Origin of the sequence: Bacillus sp. CR71 (assembly GCF_003429245.1) — a bacterium.
In the GTDB taxonomy this organism is placed as follows: domain Bacteria; phylum Bacillota; class Bacilli; order Bacillales; family Bacillaceae_G; genus Bacillus_A; species Bacillus_A thuringiensis_S.
The window spans coordinates 2,644,719-2,668,380 of sequence record NZ_CP031748.1 but is presented as its reverse complement, the minus strand read 5'-3'; the positions used below and the strand labels follow the sequence as shown (position 1 = coordinate 2,668,380).

Here is a 23,662-nt window from a genome sequence, read left to right as displayed (position 1 = left end):
AATTCTATTGTTTTAATGTTTATACTAGAAAGTTCTTACTTCATGCCATAAATAGTAGTTTTTTAAAATCATTCAACTTTATTTTCAAATCTTTACATTTTTCTCTTTCGTCATACTCAATGTAAGCTATGTGACCATCGGGGCGAATTAAAATGACAACTATATTTTTTAACTGAGAATCCTGTATTTCACCTACAACCACCTTTATGTGCGAATCAATGTTCATTTTATCTATTTCTTCTTTATAAGAAGGAGGTATTAATAAAATATATTTACTATCTTGCATCAATTCAAAGAGTTTATGAGTTTTCTTATTTTGAGAAGAAATAGTAAGATTTGTGCATCTTTTCCCTATCAATGGATTCCTTTCTTTCGTATGCATAGAGGAATATTTAACCCCTAAGCCACTTATTCTTTTAGCTAAATCTTGATTTACCTCTGGGTATGTGAGTAAATGCGAGAATAATTCTCTTAATTCTATACCTGCATTTGAAAAGTTTATCATTAATTGTTCTTGTGCTTGTACTTCCTTGAAAAATTGTCTTCCCACAGCATGTCGTTCAATATGATAACTTTCTAATAGGCTTTCATATTTTTTTTGTTTTATAGCGAGTCCCAATTTCCATCCTAAATTAAAAGCGTCTTGTAAGCCTACATTCAAACCTTGTCCTCCTGCAGGAAAATGGATATGCGCTGCATCACCTGCCAAGAATACACGTTTATGTTGATAAGTATTTGCTAGTTTGGTTGCATTTCCAAAACGAGAAAGCCATATTGAGCTTTTAATTTGAATATGTTCACCTGTAATACTATAAATACTATCTATAAGCTCTTTTTCTGTGACAGCAACATGAACAGGTATTGTCTGATTCTTAGGATCTACAATTGCAAAGCGAAATACATTAGGTGCAATAGGTACCATTATTAGTATCCCATTTATATTAGATGTAGAAAAAAATGGGTTATTTGGTACATCTTCTAAAATGACATCGCCTAATATAGCGGTAGTTGTTGTATCTGTTCCATTAAAAGGTATATGTGATAACTCACGAACTAGACTTCTTGCGCCATCACCGCCTACTACATATGGAACTTCTATTTTATATATTGTTTCTCCTTGTTCTATTTCTAGTTGTACGAATGTTTCATACTGTTTTAAATCTTTTAAAGTATGACCACGTTTAATGTCTACACCTAATTCTAACGCACGCTCTTCTAATATTTCTTCTGTAATAGATTGGGGAATAAAAAGTGTATATGGAAAATCGGTATCTAAATTTTTAAAGTTTAATCTTGTATCTAGGGCAGCAAAATGGCTTGTATCTAATTTCTTCCCTCTAGATAAAAAGCGATTTTCAATACCTCTCATAGCCATTAATTCTAAGGAGCGGGGGTGAAGTGTGAGTGCTCTAGAATTTCTTATCCGATTTAATCTTCTCTCTAAAACGACAACTTTTACACCTTGAATAGCTAATTCACATGCTGTCATAAGTCCAACCGGGCCACCGCCAACTACCGCTACATCATAATAATTTTCCATGTCATGCCCTCCATTTTTTTACGTAATTAAGAGCTAATATAAGAATTTGCACAATGGATTTGTAAACGATATCTATTGTGCAAATATAATTATACTCCATTTTAGTTTCCTCGGAAACTAAAATGAGATATCTTGAGATATTCCCTATATCAAACATTGGATATGAAGGTTAATTGGACTCAATATGAGAAAGATAATAAGGTAATCTATTTCTAATTATCTAAAAGAAAGGGGATGTGATTAAGATGAATAATACATATAATGAAAAGACGCATACAGCGATTAAACAATTATTAAAAAAGTTTTCACCAAAAGCTCCTGGCTTTGCATATATTGCTAGTTTTGATAGCGGAGTAACGTATAAAGGTACAGTTGGCTTAGCTTCTATAGAGGAAAATCTGCCGATAACCACAAAGAGCGTTTTTAATATCGCCTCAGTTTCTAAACAATTTACAGCGTTTTCTATATTGCTCTTAGAACAAGAGGGAAGATTGAGTTTAGATGATTCAATTGTAAAGTTTGTCCCTTTTATAGGAACATATGCTGAACCTGTAACATTGAGACATCTAATTCATCATACTGGTGGGCTAGTTGATTATATGGCATTGGCTGAAGCAGCAAATATTAAATTTACTGATACATTAACTGTGGAAGAATCACTAAAACACCTAAATGGTCATCAAATTGCAAGGTTCCCAGTGGGCACAAAATTTGAGTATAGCAATACAGGATATTTTTTATTATCACAAGTGGTAGAGAAGGTAAGTGGCAAGTCTCTACTTCAGTTTACAAAGGAGCGTATTTTTGATCCTTTACATATGAAAGACACAACAATTGTAGATTACTACCCAACTACTATACCAATTACTAGTGGGTATTCGAAGAATGAGCAAGGAACATATAAAATCTATGAAAGCCCTTGGGAACATACAGGTGATGGGGCAGTACATGCAACAGTTGAAGACCTGGTAAAGTGGGGAGAAAATCTAACTACAGGTACCGTTGGTGGAAAAGAACTTGTTAAAAAAATGAGCGAAATAGGTCCGGAAATTTCTCCAACTGGGGAGACGATTATTGATAATGAAGAGTATGCTTTTGGGCTAAGGCTTGCAGAAGGGTTTAACTGTCGATACTTGGAACATTCAGGTAGCTGGGCAGGTTATCGTTCATACTTCATGCGATTTCCAAAAGAATATTTGTCTGTTGTTGTACTAAGTAACTATGATGAATTTGACTCTAAAAAATATGCTAATGAAATAGCAGGAATTGTTTTAGAAAAGTAAAAAAATAGGGCTTAGAAGACAGTATCTAGATTAGGGTAACCTCACGTTGTTTTAGGTTTAATTGATTTTGAGAACGGAAGGCAAGCATAAGTTTATGCTTGCCTTTTTTCGTATTAAAATGAACATAAATATTTAAATAGAAAATACTAATTATGTGTGAAGTTAAAATTCAATTTTATATTATTTACAAAAATATTTATGAGGCATCTATTTTCTTATCTCATTAGGAGGACATGAAAGTCTATACTTATGTTAATTTCTTTCATTCTTATGTTGATGGGCATAGGAAGGGATTTCACAAATATAAAATAAGATTGACAACGCAAGATTACAAGTGTAATATTCAGTTACAGATTACAAACGTAATCCAAAGGAGGTGTAATATAAACTAATGAAAGAATTACCTAAAATTTCAGAAGCTGAGTTAGAAGTAATGAAAGTACTGTGGTCAAAATCTCCACAAACGGCAAATGAAGTGATTGAAGAGTTGGAGAAGAATATGGATTGGAAACCCAAAACGATTCGAACACTAATTAATCGATTAGTTCACAAAGAAGCAGTTGCTTACCATCAAGATAAAGGGCGAATGTACGCTTATTATCCTTTGGTTTCGCAAGATAGTTATTTACAAGTAGAAACAAAATCTTTGCTTAAACGTTTCTATGGTGCAGCATTTAAACCTTTACTGGTAAATTTCTTGAAAGAAGAAAAGCTGTCTTCAGAAGACATTAACGAGCTTAAACGTATCCTGGATGAGAAAACTGAGGAAAATCAGAGGAAGGATAGATGATAATGATAGAACTGTTTATAAATGTCTATCTGCCTCATTTTTTTGATTGGTTGATAGAGACCTCTATTATGGCTAGTATATTAGTGGTCCTAATCTTATGTATTAAGGTTTTGTTTAGAAATAAATTAACTCCACGTTGGCAATACATGCTATGGATGATATTAATTATAAGACTTATTTTACCCTGGTCGCCAGATAGTTCCTATAGTATTTATTCTGTTCTTACTTACAAGAATGATGATGCATTCCTTTCTAGCCAAAACCCCGTAGCTATTTTTCTTTCAAAAGAACACATGGAAGAATTGAAAGGTATAGACGATACAAAGGTTCTCACAAAAGAAGATACTTCTACCTCAAGTTCAACACAAACTGTTCAGGCAAACAAGATACAAACACACAGTAATGAAAAACAGGATGATGAGACGGTTCCATTCTATACAATCTGTATATACATTTGGCTTACTGGCGTTATCCTTCTAAGTGTTGCTACATTTATTATGAACAGGCGTTTATTACTTTACATAAAAAAACAACCTGTTATTACAGATGAAAAGATTGTCCAGATTTTTGAAGAGTGTAAGCAAACTATGTCTGTTCGACAAGAGATCCCTCTACTTGTATCTGGAAAGGTTTCCAGTCCAACAGTGTTCGAATTTATTCGGCCTAAGTTGCTGTTGTCAACTGTACATATGGAAATATTAGAAGAACAACAATTACGGTATATTTTTCATCATGAATTAGCTCACATCAAGCGAAGAGATGTTGGTGTGAACTGGCTAATGCATGGTTTACTCATTTTAAATTGGTTTAATCCTATTCTTTGGTATGCCTACTCATGTATGCGGGAAGATCAAGAACTAGCATGCGATGCATTAGCTCTTACATGTATTAATTCAGAGGAACAAATTGCGTATGGCCATACTATTATTAGCCTTTTGGAACATTATTCAGGTTATTATCAAGTACCCGGTATGGCGAATTTTAGTAAAAACAAAAGAATGTTAAAAAGGAGAATTCTAATGATTAAAAAATTCCAAAGAAAATCATATCGCTGGTCTGCGCTAGGAGCTGTGGCAGTTATTGCAGTATCATCTGTGTCCTTATTAAATGCTCGTGCTGATATGCCAACTAACTCTAAGAAACAACAAATAGAAGAGAAAAATAGTATGAAAGAATTAAAAACACAACCCGATAACTCTTTGCAGCAAATAGTTGAAAAAATGATTGGTACAAAAGAACAGGCAGAAGCAGAATTTTTAATTACCGAAGGAGAGTACAATATTTTCCTTACAGAACTTGGAGTGGCGCGAAAGCTGTTTACGAAAGAAGAATTTAAACGGTTTATTGAATTAGAAACAGAGTCATATACTTTGAGTAAAAAAATAAGGTTAGTGGGGAATCCTGACAAATTAGAGCCAGAGGAACAGAACAAATTTAAGGAAAATGAAAAAGAAATTGAACCATTTAGAAGGAAAATTTATTCGGATTTTAGATTAACTAAAAAGGAAGCACAGAAGTATCTTGATTTTCAAATTAAGACACCACCTGTTGTAGTAAATGAGTTTAAACTAGCTGGTGAAGAAGTTCAAACTTCGTTGTTTCCTGGTAGGAAGAATCCCGTTATTGTTTCTGAATATCACAGAGGAGATTCGTTGTCTTGGTATGTTGTGAATCAATCTGTAGTTAGAGATAAAGAAGAAAATCCATTTTACGGGATAATGGAAGAGAGTGAAAAGGTAACAAATTATAAATTAGAAGGTGCAAACATTACTTTTGCAGAATCGTCTGAAAGTAATACGAAGTATATGGAAGGAATTGTTCCTGCAAAAGGAAAGAATAGCGCTTATCAAGTCATATTACTTGCAAATGATGTTAGTAAAGAAGAATTAGAGAAAGTTATGCTGTCCTATATAAAATAAAAAATAGAGTCTAAGGATCCTGTTCCTGAGGCTCTATTTTTTATTTTAGAAAGAATCATTCTACGCGAATGTACAAAAAACTCTCTGTTTATTAATAGAATTACAATTAAAAATCATAATAAAGATGTATGTAGATATATATAACTAAAACAATTATCTTATAAAAAAGTATTCACTTTCTTGTCTAAAAAGTATCCATTTTCATGTCTTTGTACAAGAAACGAATGTAGCATAACAAACTACATATTTCTTTTCAATTTTTCAAAGTATTTTTTATTTAGGAGAATAATAATGAATTAACAAGTTAAAAATATATTGAATTAAGTAGGAAACAGGATGTAAGATGCTTAGGGGGAAAATTGAATACTACTTATAAGATCTGATTGATTATTAAAAGTCATATAAACAAGTACACTAGTGTAATACTGCTTTAGGAGGACGTGTGTAAGACTGAACTTCCCTTTAAAGATTGCAATGGTGCACTTCAAAATTCAAAGTATATAATCATGTCAGATAAAAGCACTTCCTATTGCACTTTTCATTGAAAGTTGTAATAGGAAGTGAAGATTACTTGAGAGTTGAAAAACATCGAGAAACTACATATTAAAGGAGCGAACAATGAAAAATCCAATTGAATTGATCACTCATCCACCATTTAACCCTATTCAAGATGAGCTCTATAACCCATTTGATTTACTTAAGGACTTTGATCCGCACAATCCGTTAAGTTTAGCTACAACACCTGATTTCCAGAGATATATATATTGTGTGCAACAAGGACGTACCACCATCTCAGACCCTTATGCGGCTATGATGGAAGCGATGCATGACACTTCCATTGGGAGGGGATTGAACGCATTTCTGAAAAGTGAGATGCAGGCAGGGCGGCATCCTTTCGCAATAATGGGAGGACATCGGGAGCCACGCGGCAGCAAGATATATCGCGAGGTTGCACGAATTGCTCAACTGCTTTCTGAATCTGGTTTTATCGTTGCTAGTGGAGGTGGACCAGGTTGCATGGAAGCGACCCATCTTGGTGCACTTTACGCAGGACGCCCAGCAGATTCACTTACTTCCACCATCAATAAATTGGCGGAAGGACCATATGCCAAATTGCTCAAGAACTCAAGGGCCAGATTACCCCACTCAATCGTAGTTTAGCTGTGCCAACTTGGCATTATGGTCATGAACCTTTTACGCCGTTTGCGACTCATGTCGCGAAATACTTCCTCAACAGCACAAGGGAGGACGTCCTTCTGGCACTCGCTTCATGCGGTATAGTTTATTCTGAAGGGCGGGGAGGTACTATCCAAGAAGTCTTCCAAGACGCAGCGCAAGTTTTTTACCGTGGCAAAGAAACTCCGATTACTTCAATGTTGTTTCTTGATAGCAAGTTTTGGACACTGCCGGAAGTCCCAGATGGCAAGATACACATGCAAGTGATGGATTTGCTTCAGCAACTCTTCGTAGCTACGGGGAACATGACGGAGGAGGAATTCAATCGCTATGTTCGCCTAGTCGATGATGCTAATGAAGCAGTAAACATAATCATTGAAAATGCGCCGTCCACCAGCCAAGTCGTTCAAAAACTTAAAAAGATTAACATCAACAGGATTAACCCAAACTCACGATAGAAAGAGTTGCAATATGGGGTCAAAAGTAGATTGAACAAATGATAGATTGAAAGTTTCCGATAAGGGCTCACCATACATGCCCACCGCCTCAAGTACCAAAAACGTCATCTTTTCTCAACAAGCTGGATGAGAAAAGATGACGTTTTTAATCCTCCGATTTAAAATGAATTCACTTCTATTTTTAAAATAAGTAGCTAGAGACATGGGATTTATAAAATAAATACGTAATTTTTTAGTCAAGAAATCCCTTAGTCCAATCATGTAGTAAATTTCAAGTAGCCACTGGTACTCTCCTTAGCTTTAAGAGCTTAAATTTTAAATTAACCCACATGTTCAGTAGGATTAAATATCATTTAGAAAAACTACAGGTTTAACAAAGTTTGAGCAAATGATAATAGGAAATTATTCTACCCAACAACTGTTGGATAAACAAGTCGTTTCCGCAGCTGGATTTATGCCACAGTTAATTGTAAATGGAGAAAAAATGATTACAGAAGGAGACGGTGGTTGGGGTTCGGCTCCAAGAAGTATTATGGCCCAAAAAGAAGATGGTACAATTATGTTTCTAGTTATTGACGGTAGACAGACGCATAGTATAGGAGCTACGTTAAAAGGGTGTCAAGATATTCTATATGAAAAAGGAGCTATAAATGCAATGGCAATGGATGGAGGTTCTTCTGCTACGCTATATTTAGGAGGCAAGGTTATAAACTCACCTTCTACATTATCTCATGAAGATCGTTATTTACCGAATGCTTGGGTGGTAACAGCAAATCCGAAACAGAAAATAAATATGACGATAGATGAGGAAAAAGTAAATCTCAAAACATTTAATGAAATTGATACGAATATATTAACGAATTTATAAATTTCTTAAATACTATTTAAGAAATATTGAAATTCGTAAAAAGAAATGAGGCTATCTTATTGCCTATGTTTTTATAGAGAAATTATTTAATAAGTTTGAAATGACTTTACAACAGAACTGAAAATTTATCAACATAATAAAAGAGCCTATTTTAAAAATAAAATAGGCTCTTTTATTAATTTTACTTATCGATTAGTTCATCTAGAGAAGCTCTTGCTTCTTGTTCAGACATGAAGAAAATTCTTCTTTCAATTGGTACACTTAAGTATTTGTTAGGGGCAAAGACTTCCTTTGTATGAGAATCTACTACCCACTTAGTTGGTGCTCTATGAGAAATTCTATTTCTAAATTCAAATGGCAATTCCTCTAATGGGGAATTAGGATTCCAGATACCTTGTTTTTGATTTTTTGCTTGTACCAAAACATTCTGATATTCACCAAAATGGCTTAAATTGGGGTAAATAAAATAAGTTACTGCATAACCTTTTCGTATCATTTCTTTATTAATATCTAGATCACTTTTATAAATATGAGCCAAAAGTCGACCGAATTGGTCTTTTGGTTCTGTTCCTAATTCTATTTTTATGGTTGTTCCAACTGGTAAGAGTTGAGATAAATAATTTGTAGCTGCATATGCATGTGATCCCTGATTTCTTCCTTGAAAATTTGTTTCTGGTGTATCAATAGATAATAACCTAACATTTCTTGATCCCAGAATAGGGTGGTTTAACCGAACGGTATCACCATCTACTACTTTTTGAACTTTTGCAGTATAAACTTGTGCGCTAACTGTTGGTAAATCTAACATGAAAATTATAGTTATAAACATAATAGCTATACTTTTTTGTAAAAACTTGTTCATAATTATTCCCTCCAATTAAAATATAGTCTGAATTAGTTTGTTACGGTTAATAATCTCTATACAATCAATAAGTTGCTAAAATAAGTTGATTCTAATTTGAATATTAATTCAATACAAAAATATCTTAATGTTTATTTTATATGCCCTGCAATGAAATATTACAAGCTGATACGAATGGAAATGATTTAACTTTTTAAAACGCTGAGGCAAATAAGGATAATAGGATTAGCATTTTTAAGTATGTGGCTAATACATCAGAATGGCCTAGGAGTATATTCTACCATCCAAAAGTTTTTATGAGATTTCTTTTATAGTAAGAGTAAGCTTTTAGATTAACTGCTATCTTAGCTTGAATAAAAATAAAAATATGACACATCCTATTGTTTGAATTCTTCAAGTTAACTATAAATTTTTGCACTTTCGCATCATAGCTTTGTGCAACAGGAGAAAGATAATTATGACAAGAAAAAAACATATAATCATTATTCATGGAAGATCTACAAAACCACAACAATCTATAAAGCAAACTTTAGTTAATAACGCTCTAATAAATGGAATCCAGCGAATAAATAAAAAAATGGCAAAAGCAATTGAAGTTGGTGATGTAAAAGTAACGGTTGTATACTATGGTGATATTTTAAACCAGATATTGGTGAAAAATAGACCGGAATTAAAAAAAGAACTTGTTTGGATTCCAGATAATTGGTATGTTCCAAATAATACTTACAACAAACCCTTACAAAAACTAATAAAACGACCCCTTGAAAAGCACACAAAAGAAGATTATGATCGATTAATTGAAAAACAAGAAATTATAAAATTTGGTGATGATTTAGCTACAATTGCGAGCCCCTTCTTATCTTTAATTGGAATAACTCAAAAAGTAATAAATAAACTCCTTCCAGATTTAGGTTCTTATCTAACTAGCAGGGTAGTAGGGTCGCAAATTCGTGAACGTTTGCAACCAATTTTAAGGGAATCTTTATTAGCAAATGATGATATTGCCTTAATATCACATAGCATGGGATGCATGGTTTCTTATGACGTTTTATGGAAGTTTTCTAGGATGAGTGAATATAAAGATTTGTGGGAGAAAAAAATTTCATTGTGGATGACATTAGGTAATCCATTAGGCGAGCCTGCAGTGAAAAAAAGTCTCTATGATTCAAACGAACCAAATGATGGAATGTACCCAACTAACATTATGAATTGGATTAATATTCGAGCTGTAGATGATTTTGTAGCACATGATGGTGACATAAAGGATGATTTTCATCAAATGCTTGAGAGGAATCTTCTTAGAAGTATTACAGATGAGCCTGAAATCTACACATTTTGGGTAGATGAGAAAGGGAAATGTAACCCCCATAAATTATATGGATATTTGAATCATCCTGTTGTATCAGAAAAAGTACTTGATTGGTTACAAAATTAGTTGTAAAAGTCTTGTGCTATTAAAGGTGAGATACGTAATTTATAAATCCTGAACCATTCAAGAAAAACAGTGTTAATCTTTTACCATCAGGGAAGAGTAATATATTCTTCTCAACACTTTCAAAAAAATTTTATAATTACTTGGTTATTAGCTAAAACGTTTAATTTTCAGTAGTTGTTTGTGTATGATTGCAAACTATTATTGGATAGCCTCGATTATTTGTATACCGTAATTGAGATTTCAAAGCTAAAAAGATAGCAACTCAATAATTATTTATATATTAAATTTTAATTTTTTCAAATGACACTTCCCGTTGCGCTTTCAATTTTGCAAAAATATAATTTTCTTTTTGAAATTTTGCAATAGAACCATTTCTAAGTGAAAAGTAATTACAAAAGAATTTTTTTTTGTTAATTGGATAATACTAAATGTAGTTTTGAATTGCGAAATCTTGATTTTATGAAAGGAAGAAAAAATGCCTACATTAAAAGAACAAGTTAAGCAAATATGTAATCGACTTTCTCCGCATGGTTGGGGGAAACTATTTTATGATAAACATGGATTGGATATTTCAGCTCAAGATTTAGAAGTGGAGTTACTAAGGGAGTTGAAAATTGACAGAACTGCTAGAGGGTTTGAAGATTTTGCCTATGAAGGAAGGAGAGGTATTGAACCAGGACAACCTGCAAGGAGTTTGCTTTATCATGCACTTGCTTCACCCAATGTGACTATAGGAGTAGATGGCTCGCAATTAGAAGTGTTTCCTACGTTAGCAGAACTTGAGATTATAGAGAACTATGTTTTTGGTATTAAGCCACCTTCTAAATCTGATCTTATTTCACGTGTAGGGGATGAATTAGCACTTGTAGTCTTTGCAACTGAATATCGACCTGCACCGGAAACTGTTCATCGCAAGCATGCAGATTTATGTTTTTCTCGTACTGGTGTGGCACGAGTTGGAACAGCAGCTCCTCTTTATCATCCACCAAATAGAGGCTTTCTTCCTTTTATAGAAGGAAATGATTTTGCCTTCCGTGTTTTACCTGCTCGTTATTCAGTTTATATCGCGGTTAAACGTTTAGGAAATGAAAATGAATTTGGTCCGATGCGTTTTAATAAACATCACGAGGAAGAAGAAAAGAATGACATGGAGAGAGAATTCTGGGTTCCTATTCATAAAGTTTTTAGTGGTACAGAATGTATCAAAGATTATGATTTACATGTAACTTTAGAAGCACATCATGTTAATGAAAAGTTATATCGCGTACATCAAGAATTAAACAAAAAGTACGATAATGAACCGGAGTATTATGAATATAATAACAAAACTTTCCCTTTTATAATTAAAGATGGAATCGCTGAATTTTCCGATGAAACTAATTTTGGTTCTAATGTCCTTGTACCCATTCCACATTCTAGGTTAGTAGAAATAGCGAAAGATAATGATAAGATATTTACTTTTAATGTTCCTAAAGAACTTGAAACTTTTTATGGAAGCTTGTTGATTAATAGTCATAATGGACGGCATCGTTCAGCACCTGAATATGTTCATGTTCATCATGCTATTGTGGATGGGAAACCTAAAAGTTTTAATGATATGGATTATGATGAAGTTAAAAGCATGAAAATCAATGGATACAATGCGCCATATTATATAGACTATACAGGAGATGGATGGATTGGGGCTGTATGCAAAGGATTAGATAATGAATTGCATACAGCGTATTCAGCTTATTCTTTGGTAACGGCACCAGATTTTTTCCCAAATTGTGATCAATGGGAACTGTTGGAGTGGGGACAATCACTTCCTAAGTCTTTGCAAAATTATCTTTGGGAAATAGACCCGTATACCTTGTCGGATAATAGAGTTGCGGCCAATCTTGAGTTGAAAGAAGCCAATTTTATAGAATCGGATGATACAATGACGGCAATCATATCTTTACCTTATGGGGAGCCTGCACAAGCCACAAATATTAATGTATTAAGAACAACTAGGCATTCCTATTTACCAGATGCGGCATCTGGTGTCTTTGCACCAGGATGGGATGTGAGTGTAGACCAAAGTGACCATGATGTAGAATTTCTTGCAGCTTATGGTCTTGGTAGTCCATTCCCTGAAGATTCAAAACTTTGTGCAGCACTTAGTACATTTTGGCCTGCAGTTGCTCCAGATGCAGCACGTACATTCGAACAACCATATCCTTCAGTCAGCCCTCTTACAGATGAAGAGATTGGACAAGTAGGAAATCTTCCTTGGGATGGAGTAATAGGACCTAAAGTCATTTCAAAGAATGGGGAAGAATTTATTGAATATCCTACAATGGAGTACGTAAATTATATTGATAATGCACTGGAAAATAAATTTACTCTGTCACTTACAGGTCTTGTTGATACTAAGGAATATGCAAATCGAGTGCTCAACATGGCATTTGTTTATAAATTTTTAGGGGTTAAGTTAGAAGGGTTAGATCGGAATACTTTACGTGGACGCAGAGAAATAACTAGAAGAAAAGGGGAATGGAGGGTTTTATCATTCCAAAAAGTTTCTTCTTCTAACGATGAATTAAAAACAGCTCAATCTCAGACTGGTACTATACTAACAGAAAATATCTATCGTTTTGAAATTTATAAAAATGATGCACAACCTATTATGGTGAATTCTGTGAAAGCTAGATTTAAAATTAAAGAAAAATCTATAATTTTTATTGATGAAAAAAATATCCTATTTAAAAAAGGAAACGAAAAGTGGGATTGCGAGAATGTTAAGTTCCTCTAATTATGACATTATTATTGTTGGAGGTGGTCCAGCTGGAGTTGCTGCTGCTATTTCCTGTATTCAAAAAGGGTTAAGCGTAGTTATAGTCGAGGGAGAAAAGTTTCCACGTTATCGACCAGGGGAAACACTTCATCCGGGAATTGAGCCTCTTTTAATGAAGTTAGGTGTTTGGGAGAAAATGAAAAAAATTGGACTTCTTCGTCATAAAGGAAATTGGATAAAGTGGGATAGCAAACTTTACTTCGCTCCCTTTGGTTCAGACGAGAATGGCCCATGGCATGGTATTCAAGTTTGGCGTGCCAATTTTGATGATATTTTATTAAAACATGCAATGTCTTTAGGGGTAAAGGTAATTCAGCCTTGTCATGCATTACGTCCAATTTTAAAGGAAAATCGTGTTATAGGTTTAGTAATCCCTAATAATGAGTTACGTGCATCATACCTGATAGATGCAACTGGGAGAAGACAATGGTTAGCTCAACAGTTGGGGCTCAAAATTGAAAAATATTCACCCCAACTTATTGCACGTTTTGGATATGTGCAAGGTAAATGTCCTCCTCGAGATGATGCACCAGCTATAATTGCAGACATTAAAGGTTGGACATGGACGGCTAAGGTTCGCCCTAAAGTCTACCAATGGACACGATTGTCTGTCGCTAAAGAAAGTTTAGAAAAAAGTTGGCTTCCTGAGGAATTCCAAGGACTTACTCCTCTAGGAAAATTGAGTGGAGCAGATGTGACGTGGAGAGCGACTACTCAACCTGGAGGACCAGGGTATTTCTTAGTTGGAGATGCTGCTACTGTACTTGATCCATCCTCTTCACATGGTGTTCTCAAAGCTATTATGAATGGGATGATGGTGGGATACTTGGCCACGAAAGTATTGAAAGAAAATCAAAACGAAGAAAGTATAATTCAAAGTTATAACCATTGGATATATAATTGGTTCATACACGATGTCGAAAAACTCAGGGAACTATACTCTCTTTGGCCTAACTTTGAGAATGATTATAAAAATAATGTAAAATCAAATATATAATCTTATATCATTAAAATTGCTGATAATCAGAATAATTTGTTGATTAGAGGGTTATTTAACCACCTGTGGCTTATAGAATTAAACCAATAGGTAGTTTAAGAAGTTTGATGGATCCATAATAGAGCTCTCAAAATAAAAAACTGCACATTTTAATCTAGACACGTTAATTTTCTCGTTTTAGATTATTTGTATGAGTTTGGGTCGTATCATAGGAGAATAAATTATTATACTTTAAATCCTATTTAAAGAACTTGAAAGGACATCTCATATGTGTCCTTTCAAGTTCTCTATAAAATGTAAAGGAAACTTAGTATAAACTAATTCTTTAGGTAAATATTATTTAATAATACATTCACTATTAAGAAAAATGTAATTGCAAGAGAAAATTAGCGTGTTTAACAAATTTGTAAATAAACATAAACCAAAGTTTATGGACTTATTGTATATTAGTTGTTGGGTGAACATAAACCTCATGTTTTTCAAGAATTCAGATACATCACGATAACTCAAAGAAAAATGATAATATCAACCAATTTCTACTAATATAAAGTTTTGAGTATAGAAAATAACACTAATATTCAAATTAATGGCAAAAGAACAGTTAAAGGGGATGGATTAATGGACGATTTTCTCAAGCAATTTACAGCAGTTAATCGCTATTCTATAGCGGAGGGATTTGAAGGCGGATTTCTCTCAGGTGATTCAACCAAATCTGAATTCTATTGGAACGTTGGGATAATGAGAATTAATAAAAATTCTGAAAGTATCGTACCTAAAGAAATAGAAGAAACAGATGCTTTTCGGCTTACTAATGTAGAAGACATGATTAAAAAGGTAAATCAACTCCCAGGAATAGGAGAGGAATTTATTGGTGCCATTCCTACTTTTGAACAAGGAACGCATAATGGAATAGTAACTAACGGTGTCATTTTCATTCGAGAAAATGCAGCAGATTTGATAAGTGTTCCTGTATTAACACTTAAAAATTATGCTCAAGATATCACAACTTCTGTAAAATCTAGGTTTTTCGCAGTAAATAGGTATTTGCATGATTTAGGCACACACCCAGGTGGTTTTCCTACTTTTAGTGAAGAATCATTATTGAATGATGAAGACTCAATTAACTTAATAGCTTTTAAAGAAGGATACTGTAGTCATGAAGGGATTCCAGATATACATTTTAATGCTCAATTTTACGAATATCATGATTTTACATGGGATAATGAATTTATTATTCGAAAGGCAATTAACGAGGTAATAAGGTCATTTTCAGCATCTCCTTTTCTAAAAGATGATGAAAAATTAGCTTTAACAGAAGCATTAAAAACCAATATGTTAATCTATCCAGAAACTGATCCTACTTTAAATGGAGGTGCTTTAGGAAACAAAATAACTCTCAATTTAAATACACTTCTAAGTAGTAATAATGGTTTTACGGAATTGTGTCGGACTACTATTCATGAATTTATGCACGTTGCTGGTTACAGCCACATTAATAAACTCAATTCATTTCAAAACTATGCAGGTTGTGGTTGTACAGGATTAACAGTAGGTGTTCCATTAGAAGCATTAAAGTATTGGACTAGTGTACCCTTAAAAGCAGAATGTACTTTTGGTAATGTACAGTCTGATCATATTTAAAGCTTATTTTATCATTGTCACAACTATGTATTTTCGAATTAATTCTTATATAACATTTTAATAATGTATTTTTATTAGTATCATTGCTATAAAATAATACCTCCACTAGGCGCTTTTTATTGTATTACTCACCTAGAAAGAAATTAATCTAATCTAAAAAAAATACGAATAATGACAATTACTTTACTTTTTACAGGTATATCAAGCAATAGAATTCAATTGGAGTTAAAATTTAGAAAATATGTTTGGAGTATTTCTAGTTATGAATTTCAAATAAAAAACAACCATGAGTGAATATGTATTTGATATTGAGAGGTATCTAATTAGTATACCTACTATTGCAGCTGCACCACATTTTAAAATTAAGTGTTAATCTATGAAAACGCTATTGAAAAATTAGTTCCTAAAAATCCTTAGGATTTTAGTTACACTTTAAGGGATGGCTTCCCGTTCAAAGTAAAAAATATAGTAGACCATAGTAGATTATGCTGAAAAAATGATAATCTGATAAATTTGGGGAAACGTACAATAGTAGAGCGTAATACACGAACTGTCTTAAAAATGTAGAATTCAATCAAGACTTTTATTTAATAGTCGGTGGCTATTGCAATTATTTATAGATATATGTGCTATTCTTAAGGAAAGTGATGCTTTTTTCAAATCCATAGAATTTTAAATCCCTCGTCATGGTTCAGGTACCTTGAAAAAAATTGAAAAAATTACTGCCTTATACAAATAAAACAGAAGTCGTAGACTGGACTCCTGTTCTTGACGTACAATAAGTTTTTAAAATTTTTCGTACGTATATACTAGATAGTCACAAACCCTCGTTTAGTTTGGAACTAAGATACTTTGCAATAGAATTAACTTATTTGTTTTCAACCAATTACTTTTTAACATCATGCTAAAGAATTACTTTTATAGTATATCTTTTTTTTACTAATGTGAATGATTCATACCTTCCCCCAGTTCTTCGTGCATTTTTATCATCATATTTTTGTTTATTTCCCATCTATGATTTTCTAAATCTTGTGAGGTTAACAACTTACCTTTACTCTTAGAAACGAAGGTTTCTGCATCTTTTTTGTTTTGAAAAGAAATCATGTTGTAAGCCATCGGTGTTGAAATATCCTTATCATAAACAAATGTTGCTTTTTCTAATTCAACCCAATCTTTTGAGTTGTAATCTCTTACAAATTTTGCTTGTAACTTATCCTCTTGATGTTGTTCCATCCATTTATACATACAACCAATTTCAGCAAATTTTATTGCTTTTCCATTTTCAAGAATTACTTCAGTTGCGAATTGATTATCTGTAACAGACATGTTGCAAATATCACATTTATCTTTTTTATCATCAATTGCCACTGGTTGTACCCCTTTTTTATCACAGCCAACCACTACCATTAAAAGCACAATAAAAAATGAAGTTACAAAACTTTTCGATTTCATTTTTATTACCTCCTTTTAACCTATAAAATTTGTATGTATTTCTAGAAATTTTTTTACTCAATACCCGATTTTCTATTTATTATATGAAAAATCTAGTTGCTGTTTCTTTTGTGATTTTCGTTATATAATTAATTTTTATCGAAAGTTTCAAAGTTTTATTTAACTTAAACCTCCTTCTTATAACTTTTTCAACTAGTATTTACTTTAATAATAATTTTTATACATTAATATTTAGCTTATCTAGTAACTACTTATGAAAGAAATTATCCAATTACAATATAAGATATTGTAATTGGATATAATATAAAATTTATAGTAGGGATACCACCACATGCCCATCAAGCTAACAAAATAAAATTTCTTTTAAAATAATATGCTATTCTTTCTGCAGAATAACAGGAAAGGATAACGTATTTTTTGCTTTATGGATAGTGTAAAATCTTAGCTTGACGGAGATGAAGTGGTGCCCATAGTAGGAAAGATATTTATTCTTATAGAAACACATAATAAAATTACTATATAAGAATTAATTTTTTAACAAACAATTACTATGAATTTTTAATAATTTAATTAAGATTATAATTTTTATTAACAACTCGTTTTTTTAATGTACTATAGAAAATGCAAATCATAATGAAAACCTCAGTTTCTTAATGTGTTAAATTCCATTTTACATTTACAAAACAACTCATATCATTCCATATATTGGATGTTTAAAAAACTCTTTTCTATAGAGAATAATCTACTGAGTTGATGTCGGCATTACTTTTTTAGATTAATCCAGGTTTTCTCAATTTGAAAAAGTCCCAACTGGTATTTGTAAAAAAATTAAGTAAAAGGAGAAGTACCTTATGCATACACGAAAGGAAATACGATCAATTACTCCTAGTGAATTGCTGGCTTTACGTCGAGCAATGATAGAATTACAACGCCGAGATGGACCGGGAAGTTATATTGACTTGGCAGGGTATCACGGTGTCTCAAAATGGAATTGTCAACATCAAAATGATTTATTTCTTCCGTGGCACAGAGCCTACTTACGAATCTTTGAACAAGCACTTCAAGAAATAGACTCGACAGTTGCTATTCCTTTCTGGGATTGGACATCGAGAGATTCTTTCAATCAAGGTATAGCTAATGCTCATTCAGATACTACTTTTGATAACAATGGAAACAACCAACCTAACCCACTTCTATCAGGTCCAATTGAAAGTCGTGTTCGCCAAACTTCCAGACTTACATCACATAATTTAAATCAATTAAGAAGTATTAATTTATCTGTAGAAGAGGCGATGGCAAAAAGTAATTATATTGAATTTAATAATTTGATTGAGGGGCCACATGGTAGTATTCATGTTTGGGTCGGCGGAGATATGGGCGCAATGGATTTTGCAGCTTATGATCCTATTTTTTGGTCTCATCATGCGACAGTAGATCGACAATGGGCAATTTGGCAAAAGTGTAATACAGAACAAAATTTGTCGGCTGAGTTACTGCAAAAGGTTCTTCCAGGATTTCCTGATTGGACAGTAGCCGATACATTAGACATTACATCTTCTAGGCTTGATTATACTTATGATGGTATAAGTTCAATACCTTGTTTACAAGGAGACAGAATTGCTACAAATAATATTATTGAACATGTACAAGGGGATAAACGTCGAATTGTAGTGGAGGTACAAGATATCGCTCGAGACAAAGAATCTTTTATGGTGGATATATTTGTACAAAAAGCTCCTACTGAAGAAGAAACAGGAGTTTTTGGTGGATCATTTGGTATTTTTGGTGTTGAGGATTCTTCTATTAATAATCATGAACATGGCCATGTTCATAGCCATCATCATCCAGTAAAGGGCACCCAGCGAGTAGATATTACTGATGCGATTGAAACACTGGGATTACAAACTGATCAGGAGATACGATCAATTGAATTAAGGCTTTTGGCTACTACCAAACTTGGTGATACAGTAGATCAATCAGCACTTCCAATTGGAAGTCTTAATTTGCAAATAATTGGATAAACACATCACTTAATAAGAAACAATAAATTACTGATAAACACGATTCAAATATTGAATACTTAATGAAATTTTGCGAGCTTAAACCCTTTGACATCTGTTTGAATTAGAGAAATGAAATTTCCGAATATTTTTGTAGCACTTAAATAAAAGTTAATATATAAATTAATTTAGATAAATGAGAGGTATAATAATGTCGTTTATATTAGAAAATTTACAGTTTAACACAGTTGCAGTTAATAACGAGGTTAATAAAATTACAATAAATACAAAATTGCCAAATGCAGCTTATGATTTAAAAATCCGTTTAATTACATTCCAAGATAAACAGGCTGAAATCTTAACAGAAGTTATTCAACCTTCGGATTCTGAAATTCCTACATTGCAAGTAATTACGGAAAAGGAATTAATTACTTTTATTGATAGTAAATATAATACAACAGTAAAAGTATTAGAAGGATTCTAATAAATGTAGTAAGACAAGAAAGTGAGTACTTTCTGACCGAAAATAAAATTATTCTTTACGATTTATTATTATTTTAACAAGCCTATTTATTTAATATAAAATTAAGGCATTTGAGTAATTATAATAAAATTGTTTAATAAAAAAATCAATAACAATTAATAAAAAATTCAGTAATTGTTTAATACTTAAAACAACTACCTTTCTATAATTTTGATAGGTAGTTGTTTTATTTCTAGCCACAAAAATGTATATCTTATAGTCCTTAAAAGGGATGTTAATCAGTTTCCTAATAAACCTTACCTTTAGTTAAATGTCCACTTTGGGGATTCACTTAATTAGAAAAGAGGTTTTTATATATTAAAGCAATCAGGGAAATGCATACATAGTGTATTAAAATAAAGTCGCGATATAATTTTATACTTTTTATTTCTCATTTTTTGTTTCAAATATTTACATCCGTTTCCATATTTCATCCATTTGGAATGGAACATAGGGAATTTAAACATGAACTTAAATTTAAATGTAATGAAACCCCTGAAGATTTAGATGAACATAGTGTGTCTGGATTGTCCACCTAGAGAGAACTACTATATAATTCATTTAAAAGGCATTAAATTCTCTATATGAAACATTATTAATCGATTCTGGAACATGTATGATTACACATTGTAGTGTCTGATTAGGATTAGATTTCGTAATGGCTGTAGTATCAAAAAATGAAATTAACGTTCTAAGAAACCTTGAAGATTATATTTTCCCCATCTTAATTAAAACAGCCACTTCTACAGTCAAACAATAGACAAGCTAATAAAAGGAGTAGTTATATTTATTTATATTAATAATTTATTGTAAAGTTTTATAAAGGTGATAAATTAATTTATTATTCGTAAATCTGAATTAATTAATATATAAATATAATGTTTGAAAACAATTTATTATTTACGATAGGGTTAAATTTACTTTTTTTCTATTAATTAAGTCAATTTTAAGACAAATAATATATAGAATATAAAGGCTTCTCCTATAAATAAAGCAAGTTCAGCAATTCTATATTGCTGAACTTGCTTTATTTATTTTCCCCTATTTTTCCTAAGCTATCTTTAATAGTTGTATCTCCAAGTTGTGTATATAGCAAAGCTGTATCTTGACTGGTATGCCCAAGTTGCTGCATTACTTGTAATGAATCTTTTTCTTCCATATATAATTTATTTGCCAACGTATGTCTTAATTTATGAGGAGACATTCTTTTTCCATAGGCTTTAGTATATTTTTCTACTATATCTTGGATAGCTCTAACTGAAAGAGGTTGTGCAGTATGTTTATATTTCGATAAAAACACATTTTTCAATTCTTTTCCTGGAGCATATTTGTTATCTCTGATTTCCATATACTTTTCAAGATCATTCAATGCAATTGGGGTAATCCATACAGAATCTTCTTTGTTTCCTTTTCGGATTACATCAATTAGTCTTTCTTTTAAGTTTATATCTTCCATACGAAGATCTGCCAATTCGCTTACTCGAATACCACTACCAAGAAAGAGGGAGAGGATGGCTACATCACGATCTTTATCTCTTAGGAAATAGAACAACTGATGTTTTGTTAAAGATTTTTCATGTTCATATTTAACGTAATTCAAAAATTCTTGATCGTCATCATTATGGAATATTTTAGATCTCATACGTTTTGCACGAGCATTTAATGTTTCTTTATCTTTATGTATTTCTATTTTAGCCATTACATTTCTATAAAAATAACATTCTCCATCTTCATTCTCTGATAGGGAGGTAAGGTACTTAAATAAAGACTTTAAGGCTGAAACTTTTCTATTAACAGAGGAATTCTGCATGTTTTGTTGTAATTTTAAGAATCTCATAAAGTTCTCAACATCTTTTTTCTTTAAATTCTCCAGATCAGAGAAGGATATGTCTTTAATAGGTTTTAATTCAATAATTTGTTCGGATAATAACCAATTAAAGAAGACTCTAAAATCATATACATAATTCAGTAGGGTGGAGGGAGAGGCATCATGCAATTCTTTGTACTCCACAAATTCTTCTATGTAAAAGGGCATTTCATTTAGATTCTCGTATAATTTTTTACGATGTACGGATTTTTGACGTTGCTTGCTGTAATCCATAAAAATCACCTCATATATACTATAACAGAAAAAACACACGAACACAAGTTCGCGTAAAATTCAATTTTTACACAAACTTATTTACATAATTAAATTATGAAATAATAAAATATACTCAAAATTGAATGGTATAGTGTAGTTAATCAAATAAAAATTATAGCTAACTAAGTGATAAATTTGTATAAAACCATAAAAATTAGTGTAAAAACTACATATAAATGTATGTAAAATAAAACAATTTTTATATATAAATTCATACAAAAAATCAATAAATGAAAACAGTTTAAAATTCGTTATCTAATATGAATTGGCTAATTTAATCATGAATATGAGGGATTAAATTAGATAAAAATAATAAAAAATCCTATATATTAAAAGATAATTTACTATAAAAATTTTTAACGAATAGTTTAGCATTTAATGGTTTCTATATAAAGCATGAATTATATAAAAACATACCAATATGCGGAGATTCATGCAGTTGAGCTCGAAATCCCTAAATACTGTATTATATTTTTATTTATCCATCTTATTGTTCGTAAAATTGGTATTTCGTGCGAACTTGGTGTTTGTTTGTAGAGTAAATAACCACCGCCCTTCTATTGTCGAATTTCACTGATTCCAATTAATCTCTCTTTATATTAAAAATACCCTATAGAATGATTTTTTTCATTTTCTATAGGGTATTTTTTTATATGGAATCTCTTATATTATATTGATTCTGTCTTATAAGAAACAAAAAAGTAAAGAAAAAAGCACATTTATATAATATAACTTCTTTTTTGAGATATTTTATTAAAGATCGCCATTTGTTCTAACTAGTTTGTCTTCAACAATTCTAACCATGGAACCATTTGCAACTTCATTTCTTATGTGATTACTATATTGAGTAATACTCCAGGAATAATTGTTGTAAGCAATCGTTCTACCAACTTCATTATTATATAGGTCCATTTCCTTATCAACCCCACTAGAATATTGCTCATGGGCATCTGTCCAAACTTTTGCTCTTGCAACACCAACATCACGACCTTTAATAGTACCTAATTCTTTAGCAAGAGCTGCATTCCAAAAAGAGTGCCTAAAAGCATCACCATTTCCTTGATAAAGTGTTAAGTTGCTGTAATATTTCTCTGAAGTTGTCTTTGCTAAAACGGAACAAGCCCCATAAGTTACAAATTCAAATGGATTTTTCTTGGCTAAATCAACCTCAGCATCAGTCAATGTTCCAAATCCAGGTATTTGAAGTGAATATGTGGAGCGAAATGATACTGATGGATTATTTTTAATCTTTTCCGCCACAATTTGATTTAATTCTTCTTCAGATTTGCTGTCAGCAATGTTTTTCACTGCTTTATATATATCATTTAAAGCAGATAGATTAATTGATTTGACTTCCTCATCAGTCAAGAATTCATTACTTTCTACGGTATCAATATAACTTAATACTTTTCCTTCTGTAGTTTTGTTAGACGAAATTGATTGTACTTTAGTTATATCCCCTTCATCTGCATACGAATTACTTGGGAGAACCCCAACACCTAATAATCCCATAGTTAATGCAGTGGCCACTAAACGTTTTAAGCTTTGACTTTTTCTCATATTATCCCCGAAACCTTCCTTACATTCAGATTCATATAAATTCAAATATTGATCTGAAAAAATTTTAATATTTTTATGTAAAACTTTATTTAAAAAGTTACACACTTAAGTGAAAACTAATGAAAGAATTTTACATTTTACAAAATCCTTTCATTTTTATATCTCATTTTAACATTTATACAACTTGTTTCCAATTG

At 31.9% G+C, this 23,662-nt stretch carries 16 protein-coding genes and 1 pseudogene; 12 read left to right on the top strand and 5 right to left on the bottom strand.

Going from position 1 to position 23,662, the window contains the following annotated elements:
• Positions 1 to 40: 40 nt before the first annotated feature.
• Entirely contained in the window at positions 41 to 1,540 is a 1,500-nt protein-coding gene (locus DOS87_RS13310) for an FAD-dependent oxidoreductase (RefSeq protein WP_208730346.1), read from the bottom strand.
• A gap of 245 nt (positions 1,541 to 1,785) precedes the next feature.
• Between DOS87_RS13310 and DOS87_RS13305 the strand changes: the two genes are divergently transcribed.
• The 6 genes and pseudogenes from DOS87_RS13305 to DOS87_RS13285 all read left to right on the top strand — a co-directional run.
• Positions 1,786 to 2,823, top strand: a complete 1,038-nt coding sequence (locus DOS87_RS13305; RefSeq protein WP_097854131.1) for a serine hydrolase domain-containing protein — start codon at positions 1,786 to 1,788, stop codon at positions 2,821 to 2,823.
• Positions 2,824 to 3,214: 391 nt separating this feature from the next.
• Entirely contained in the window at positions 3,215 to 3,613 is a 399-nt protein-coding gene (locus tag DOS87_RS13300) for a BlaI/MecI/CopY family transcriptional regulator (protein WP_097854132.1), read from the top strand.
• 2 nt (positions 3,614 to 3,615) lie between these two features.
• Positions 3,616 to 5,532 carry a M56 family metallopeptidase gene (locus tag DOS87_RS13295; protein ID WP_208730345.1) on the top strand — a complete coding sequence of 639 codons (1,917 nt, stop codon included), beginning with the start codon at positions 3,616 to 3,618 and terminating at the stop codon, positions 5,530 to 5,532.
• A 618-nt stretch (positions 5,533 to 6,150) separates the two neighbouring features.
• Positions 6,151 to 6,693 (top strand): hypothetical protein, encoded by a 543-nt coding sequence (locus DOS87_RS30175; protein WP_261795676.1) that lies wholly within the window; start codon positions 6,151 to 6,153, stop codon positions 6,691 to 6,693.
• A gap of 2 nt (positions 6,694 to 6,695) precedes the next feature.
• The gene (locus tag DOS87_RS30170; RefSeq protein ID WP_225988595.1) at positions 6,696 to 7,166 is read left to right on the top strand and encodes a hypothetical protein; all 471 of its coding nucleotides are present in this window, start codon (positions 6,696 to 6,698) and stop codon (positions 7,164 to 7,166) included.
• A 364-nt stretch (positions 7,167 to 7,530) separates the two neighbouring features.
• Positions 7,531 to 8,034 (top strand): annotated as a pseudogene (locus DOS87_RS13285) (phosphodiester glycosidase family protein); the annotation flags it as partial.
• Between the two features lie 181 nt (positions 8,035 to 8,215).
• On the opposite strand, the gene DOS87_RS13280 reads toward DOS87_RS13285, so the two are convergent.
• Positions 8,216 to 8,896: a thermonuclease family protein gene (locus tag DOS87_RS13280; protein ID WP_071729500.1), complete on the bottom strand. Its 681-nt coding sequence runs from the start codon at positions 8,894 to 8,896 to the stop codon at positions 8,216 to 8,218.
• A gap of 457 nt (positions 8,897 to 9,353) precedes the next feature.
• Between DOS87_RS13280 and DOS87_RS13275 the strand changes: the two genes are divergently transcribed.
• The 4 genes from DOS87_RS13275 (at position 9,354) to DOS87_RS13260 (ending at position 15,787) form a co-directional block, all read left to right on the top strand.
• Positions 9,354 to 10,331, top strand: a complete 978-nt coding sequence (locus tag DOS87_RS13275) for a hypothetical protein (RefSeq protein WP_071729502.1) — start codon at positions 9,354 to 9,356, stop codon at positions 10,329 to 10,331.
• Between the two features lie 475 nt (positions 10,332 to 10,806).
• Positions 10,807 to 13,107, top strand: a complete 2,301-nt coding sequence (locus DOS87_RS13270) for a hypothetical protein (protein WP_071729504.1) — start codon at positions 10,807 to 10,809, stop codon at positions 13,105 to 13,107.
• Entirely contained in the window at positions 13,091 to 14,146 is a 1,056-nt protein-coding gene (locus DOS87_RS13265) for an NAD(P)/FAD-dependent oxidoreductase (protein ID WP_071729506.1), read from the top strand. The genes DOS87_RS13270 and DOS87_RS13265 overlap by 17 nt, the downstream gene beginning before the upstream one ends.
• A 618-nt stretch (positions 14,147 to 14,764) precedes the next feature.
• A complete protein-coding gene (locus DOS87_RS13260) occupies positions 14,765 to 15,787 on the top strand; it encodes a hypothetical protein (RefSeq protein WP_184121632.1) in 1,023 nt (340 codons plus the stop codon).
• A 939-nt stretch (positions 15,788 to 16,726) separates the two neighbouring features.
• Here DOS87_RS13260 and DOS87_RS13255 read toward each other — a convergent pair.
• Entirely contained in the window at positions 16,727 to 17,239 is a 513-nt protein-coding gene (locus DOS87_RS13255) for a nitrous oxide reductase accessory protein NosL (protein ID WP_071729510.1), read from the bottom strand.
• Positions 17,240 to 18,090: 851 nt separating this feature from the next.
• On the opposite strand from DOS87_RS13255, the gene DOS87_RS13250 reads away from it, so the two are divergent.
• Together DOS87_RS13250 and DOS87_RS13245 are read left to right on the top strand one after the other, a co-directional pair.
• Entirely contained in the window at positions 18,091 to 19,260 is a 1,170-nt protein-coding gene (locus tag DOS87_RS13250) for a tyrosinase family protein (RefSeq protein WP_071729512.1), read from the top strand.
• Positions 19,261 to 19,450: 190 nt separating this feature from the next.
• Positions 19,451 to 19,723: a hypothetical protein gene (locus tag DOS87_RS13245; protein WP_071729514.1), complete on the top strand. Its 273-nt coding sequence runs from the start codon at positions 19,451 to 19,453 to the stop codon at positions 19,721 to 19,723.
• Positions 19,724 to 20,789: 1,066 nt separating this feature from the next.
• Here the strand turns inward: DOS87_RS13245 and xerS are convergent.
• Positions 20,790 to 21,863, bottom strand: coding sequence for a tyrosine recombinase XerS (xerS, locus tag DOS87_RS13240; protein WP_151527168.1), 1,074 nt, complete (start codon positions 21,861 to 21,863; stop codon positions 20,790 to 20,792).
• 795 nt (positions 21,864 to 22,658) lie between these two features.
• Positions 22,659 to 23,465: a DUF6973 domain-containing protein gene (locus DOS87_RS13235; protein ID WP_208730344.1), complete on the bottom strand. Its 807-nt coding sequence runs from the start codon at positions 23,463 to 23,465 to the stop codon at positions 22,659 to 22,661.
• Positions 23,466 to 23,662: the final 197 nt, after the last annotated feature.

Excerpts from the sequence above, each read along its gene's own strand:
- DOS87_RS13310 (WP_208730346.1), bottom strand. The coding sequence starts at position 1,540 with ATGGAAAATTATTATGATGTAGCGGTAGTTGGCGGTGGCCCGGTTGGA.
- DOS87_RS13305 (WP_097854131.1), top strand. The coding sequence starts at position 1,786 with ATGAATAATACATATAATGAAAAGACGCATACAGCGATTAAACAATTA.
- DOS87_RS13300 (WP_097854132.1), top strand. The coding sequence starts at position 3,215 with ATGAAAGAATTACCTAAAATTTCAGAAGCTGAGTTAGAAGTAATGAAA.
- DOS87_RS13295 (WP_208730345.1), top strand. The coding sequence starts at position 3,616 with ATGATAGAACTGTTTATAAATGTCTATCTGCCTCATTTTTTTGATTGG.
- DOS87_RS30175 (WP_261795676.1), top strand. The coding sequence starts at position 6,151 with ATGAAAAATCCAATTGAATTGATCACTCATCCACCATTTAACCCTATT.
- DOS87_RS13280 (WP_071729500.1), bottom strand. The coding sequence starts at position 8,896 with ATGAACAAGTTTTTACAAAAAAGTATAGCTATTATGTTTATAACTATA.
- DOS87_RS13275 (WP_071729502.1), top strand. The coding sequence starts at position 9,354 with ATGACAAGAAAAAAACATATAATCATTATTCATGGAAGATCTACAAAA.
- DOS87_RS13270 (WP_071729504.1), top strand. The coding sequence starts at position 10,807 with ATGCCTACATTAAAAGAACAAGTTAAGCAAATATGTAATCGACTTTCT.
- DOS87_RS13265 (WP_071729506.1), top strand. The coding sequence starts at position 13,091 with ATGTTAAGTTCCTCTAATTATGACATTATTATTGTTGGAGGTGGTCCA.
- DOS87_RS13260 (WP_184121632.1), top strand. The coding sequence starts at position 14,765 with ATGGACGATTTTCTCAAGCAATTTACAGCAGTTAATCGCTATTCTATA.
- DOS87_RS13255 (WP_071729510.1), bottom strand. The coding sequence starts at position 17,239 with ATGAAATCGAAAAGTTTTGTAACTTCATTTTTTATTGTGCTTTTAATG.
- DOS87_RS13250 (WP_071729512.1), top strand. The coding sequence starts at position 18,091 with ATGCATACACGAAAGGAAATACGATCAATTACTCCTAGTGAATTGCTG.
- DOS87_RS13245 (WP_071729514.1), top strand. The coding sequence starts at position 19,451 with ATGTCGTTTATATTAGAAAATTTACAGTTTAACACAGTTGCAGTTAAT.
- xerS (WP_151527168.1), bottom strand. The coding sequence starts at position 21,863 with ATGGATTACAGCAAGCAACGTCAAAAATCCGTACATCGTAAAAAATTA.
- DOS87_RS13235 (WP_208730344.1), bottom strand. The coding sequence starts at position 23,465 with ATGAGAAAAAGTCAAAGCTTAAAACGTTTAGTGGCCACTGCATTAACT.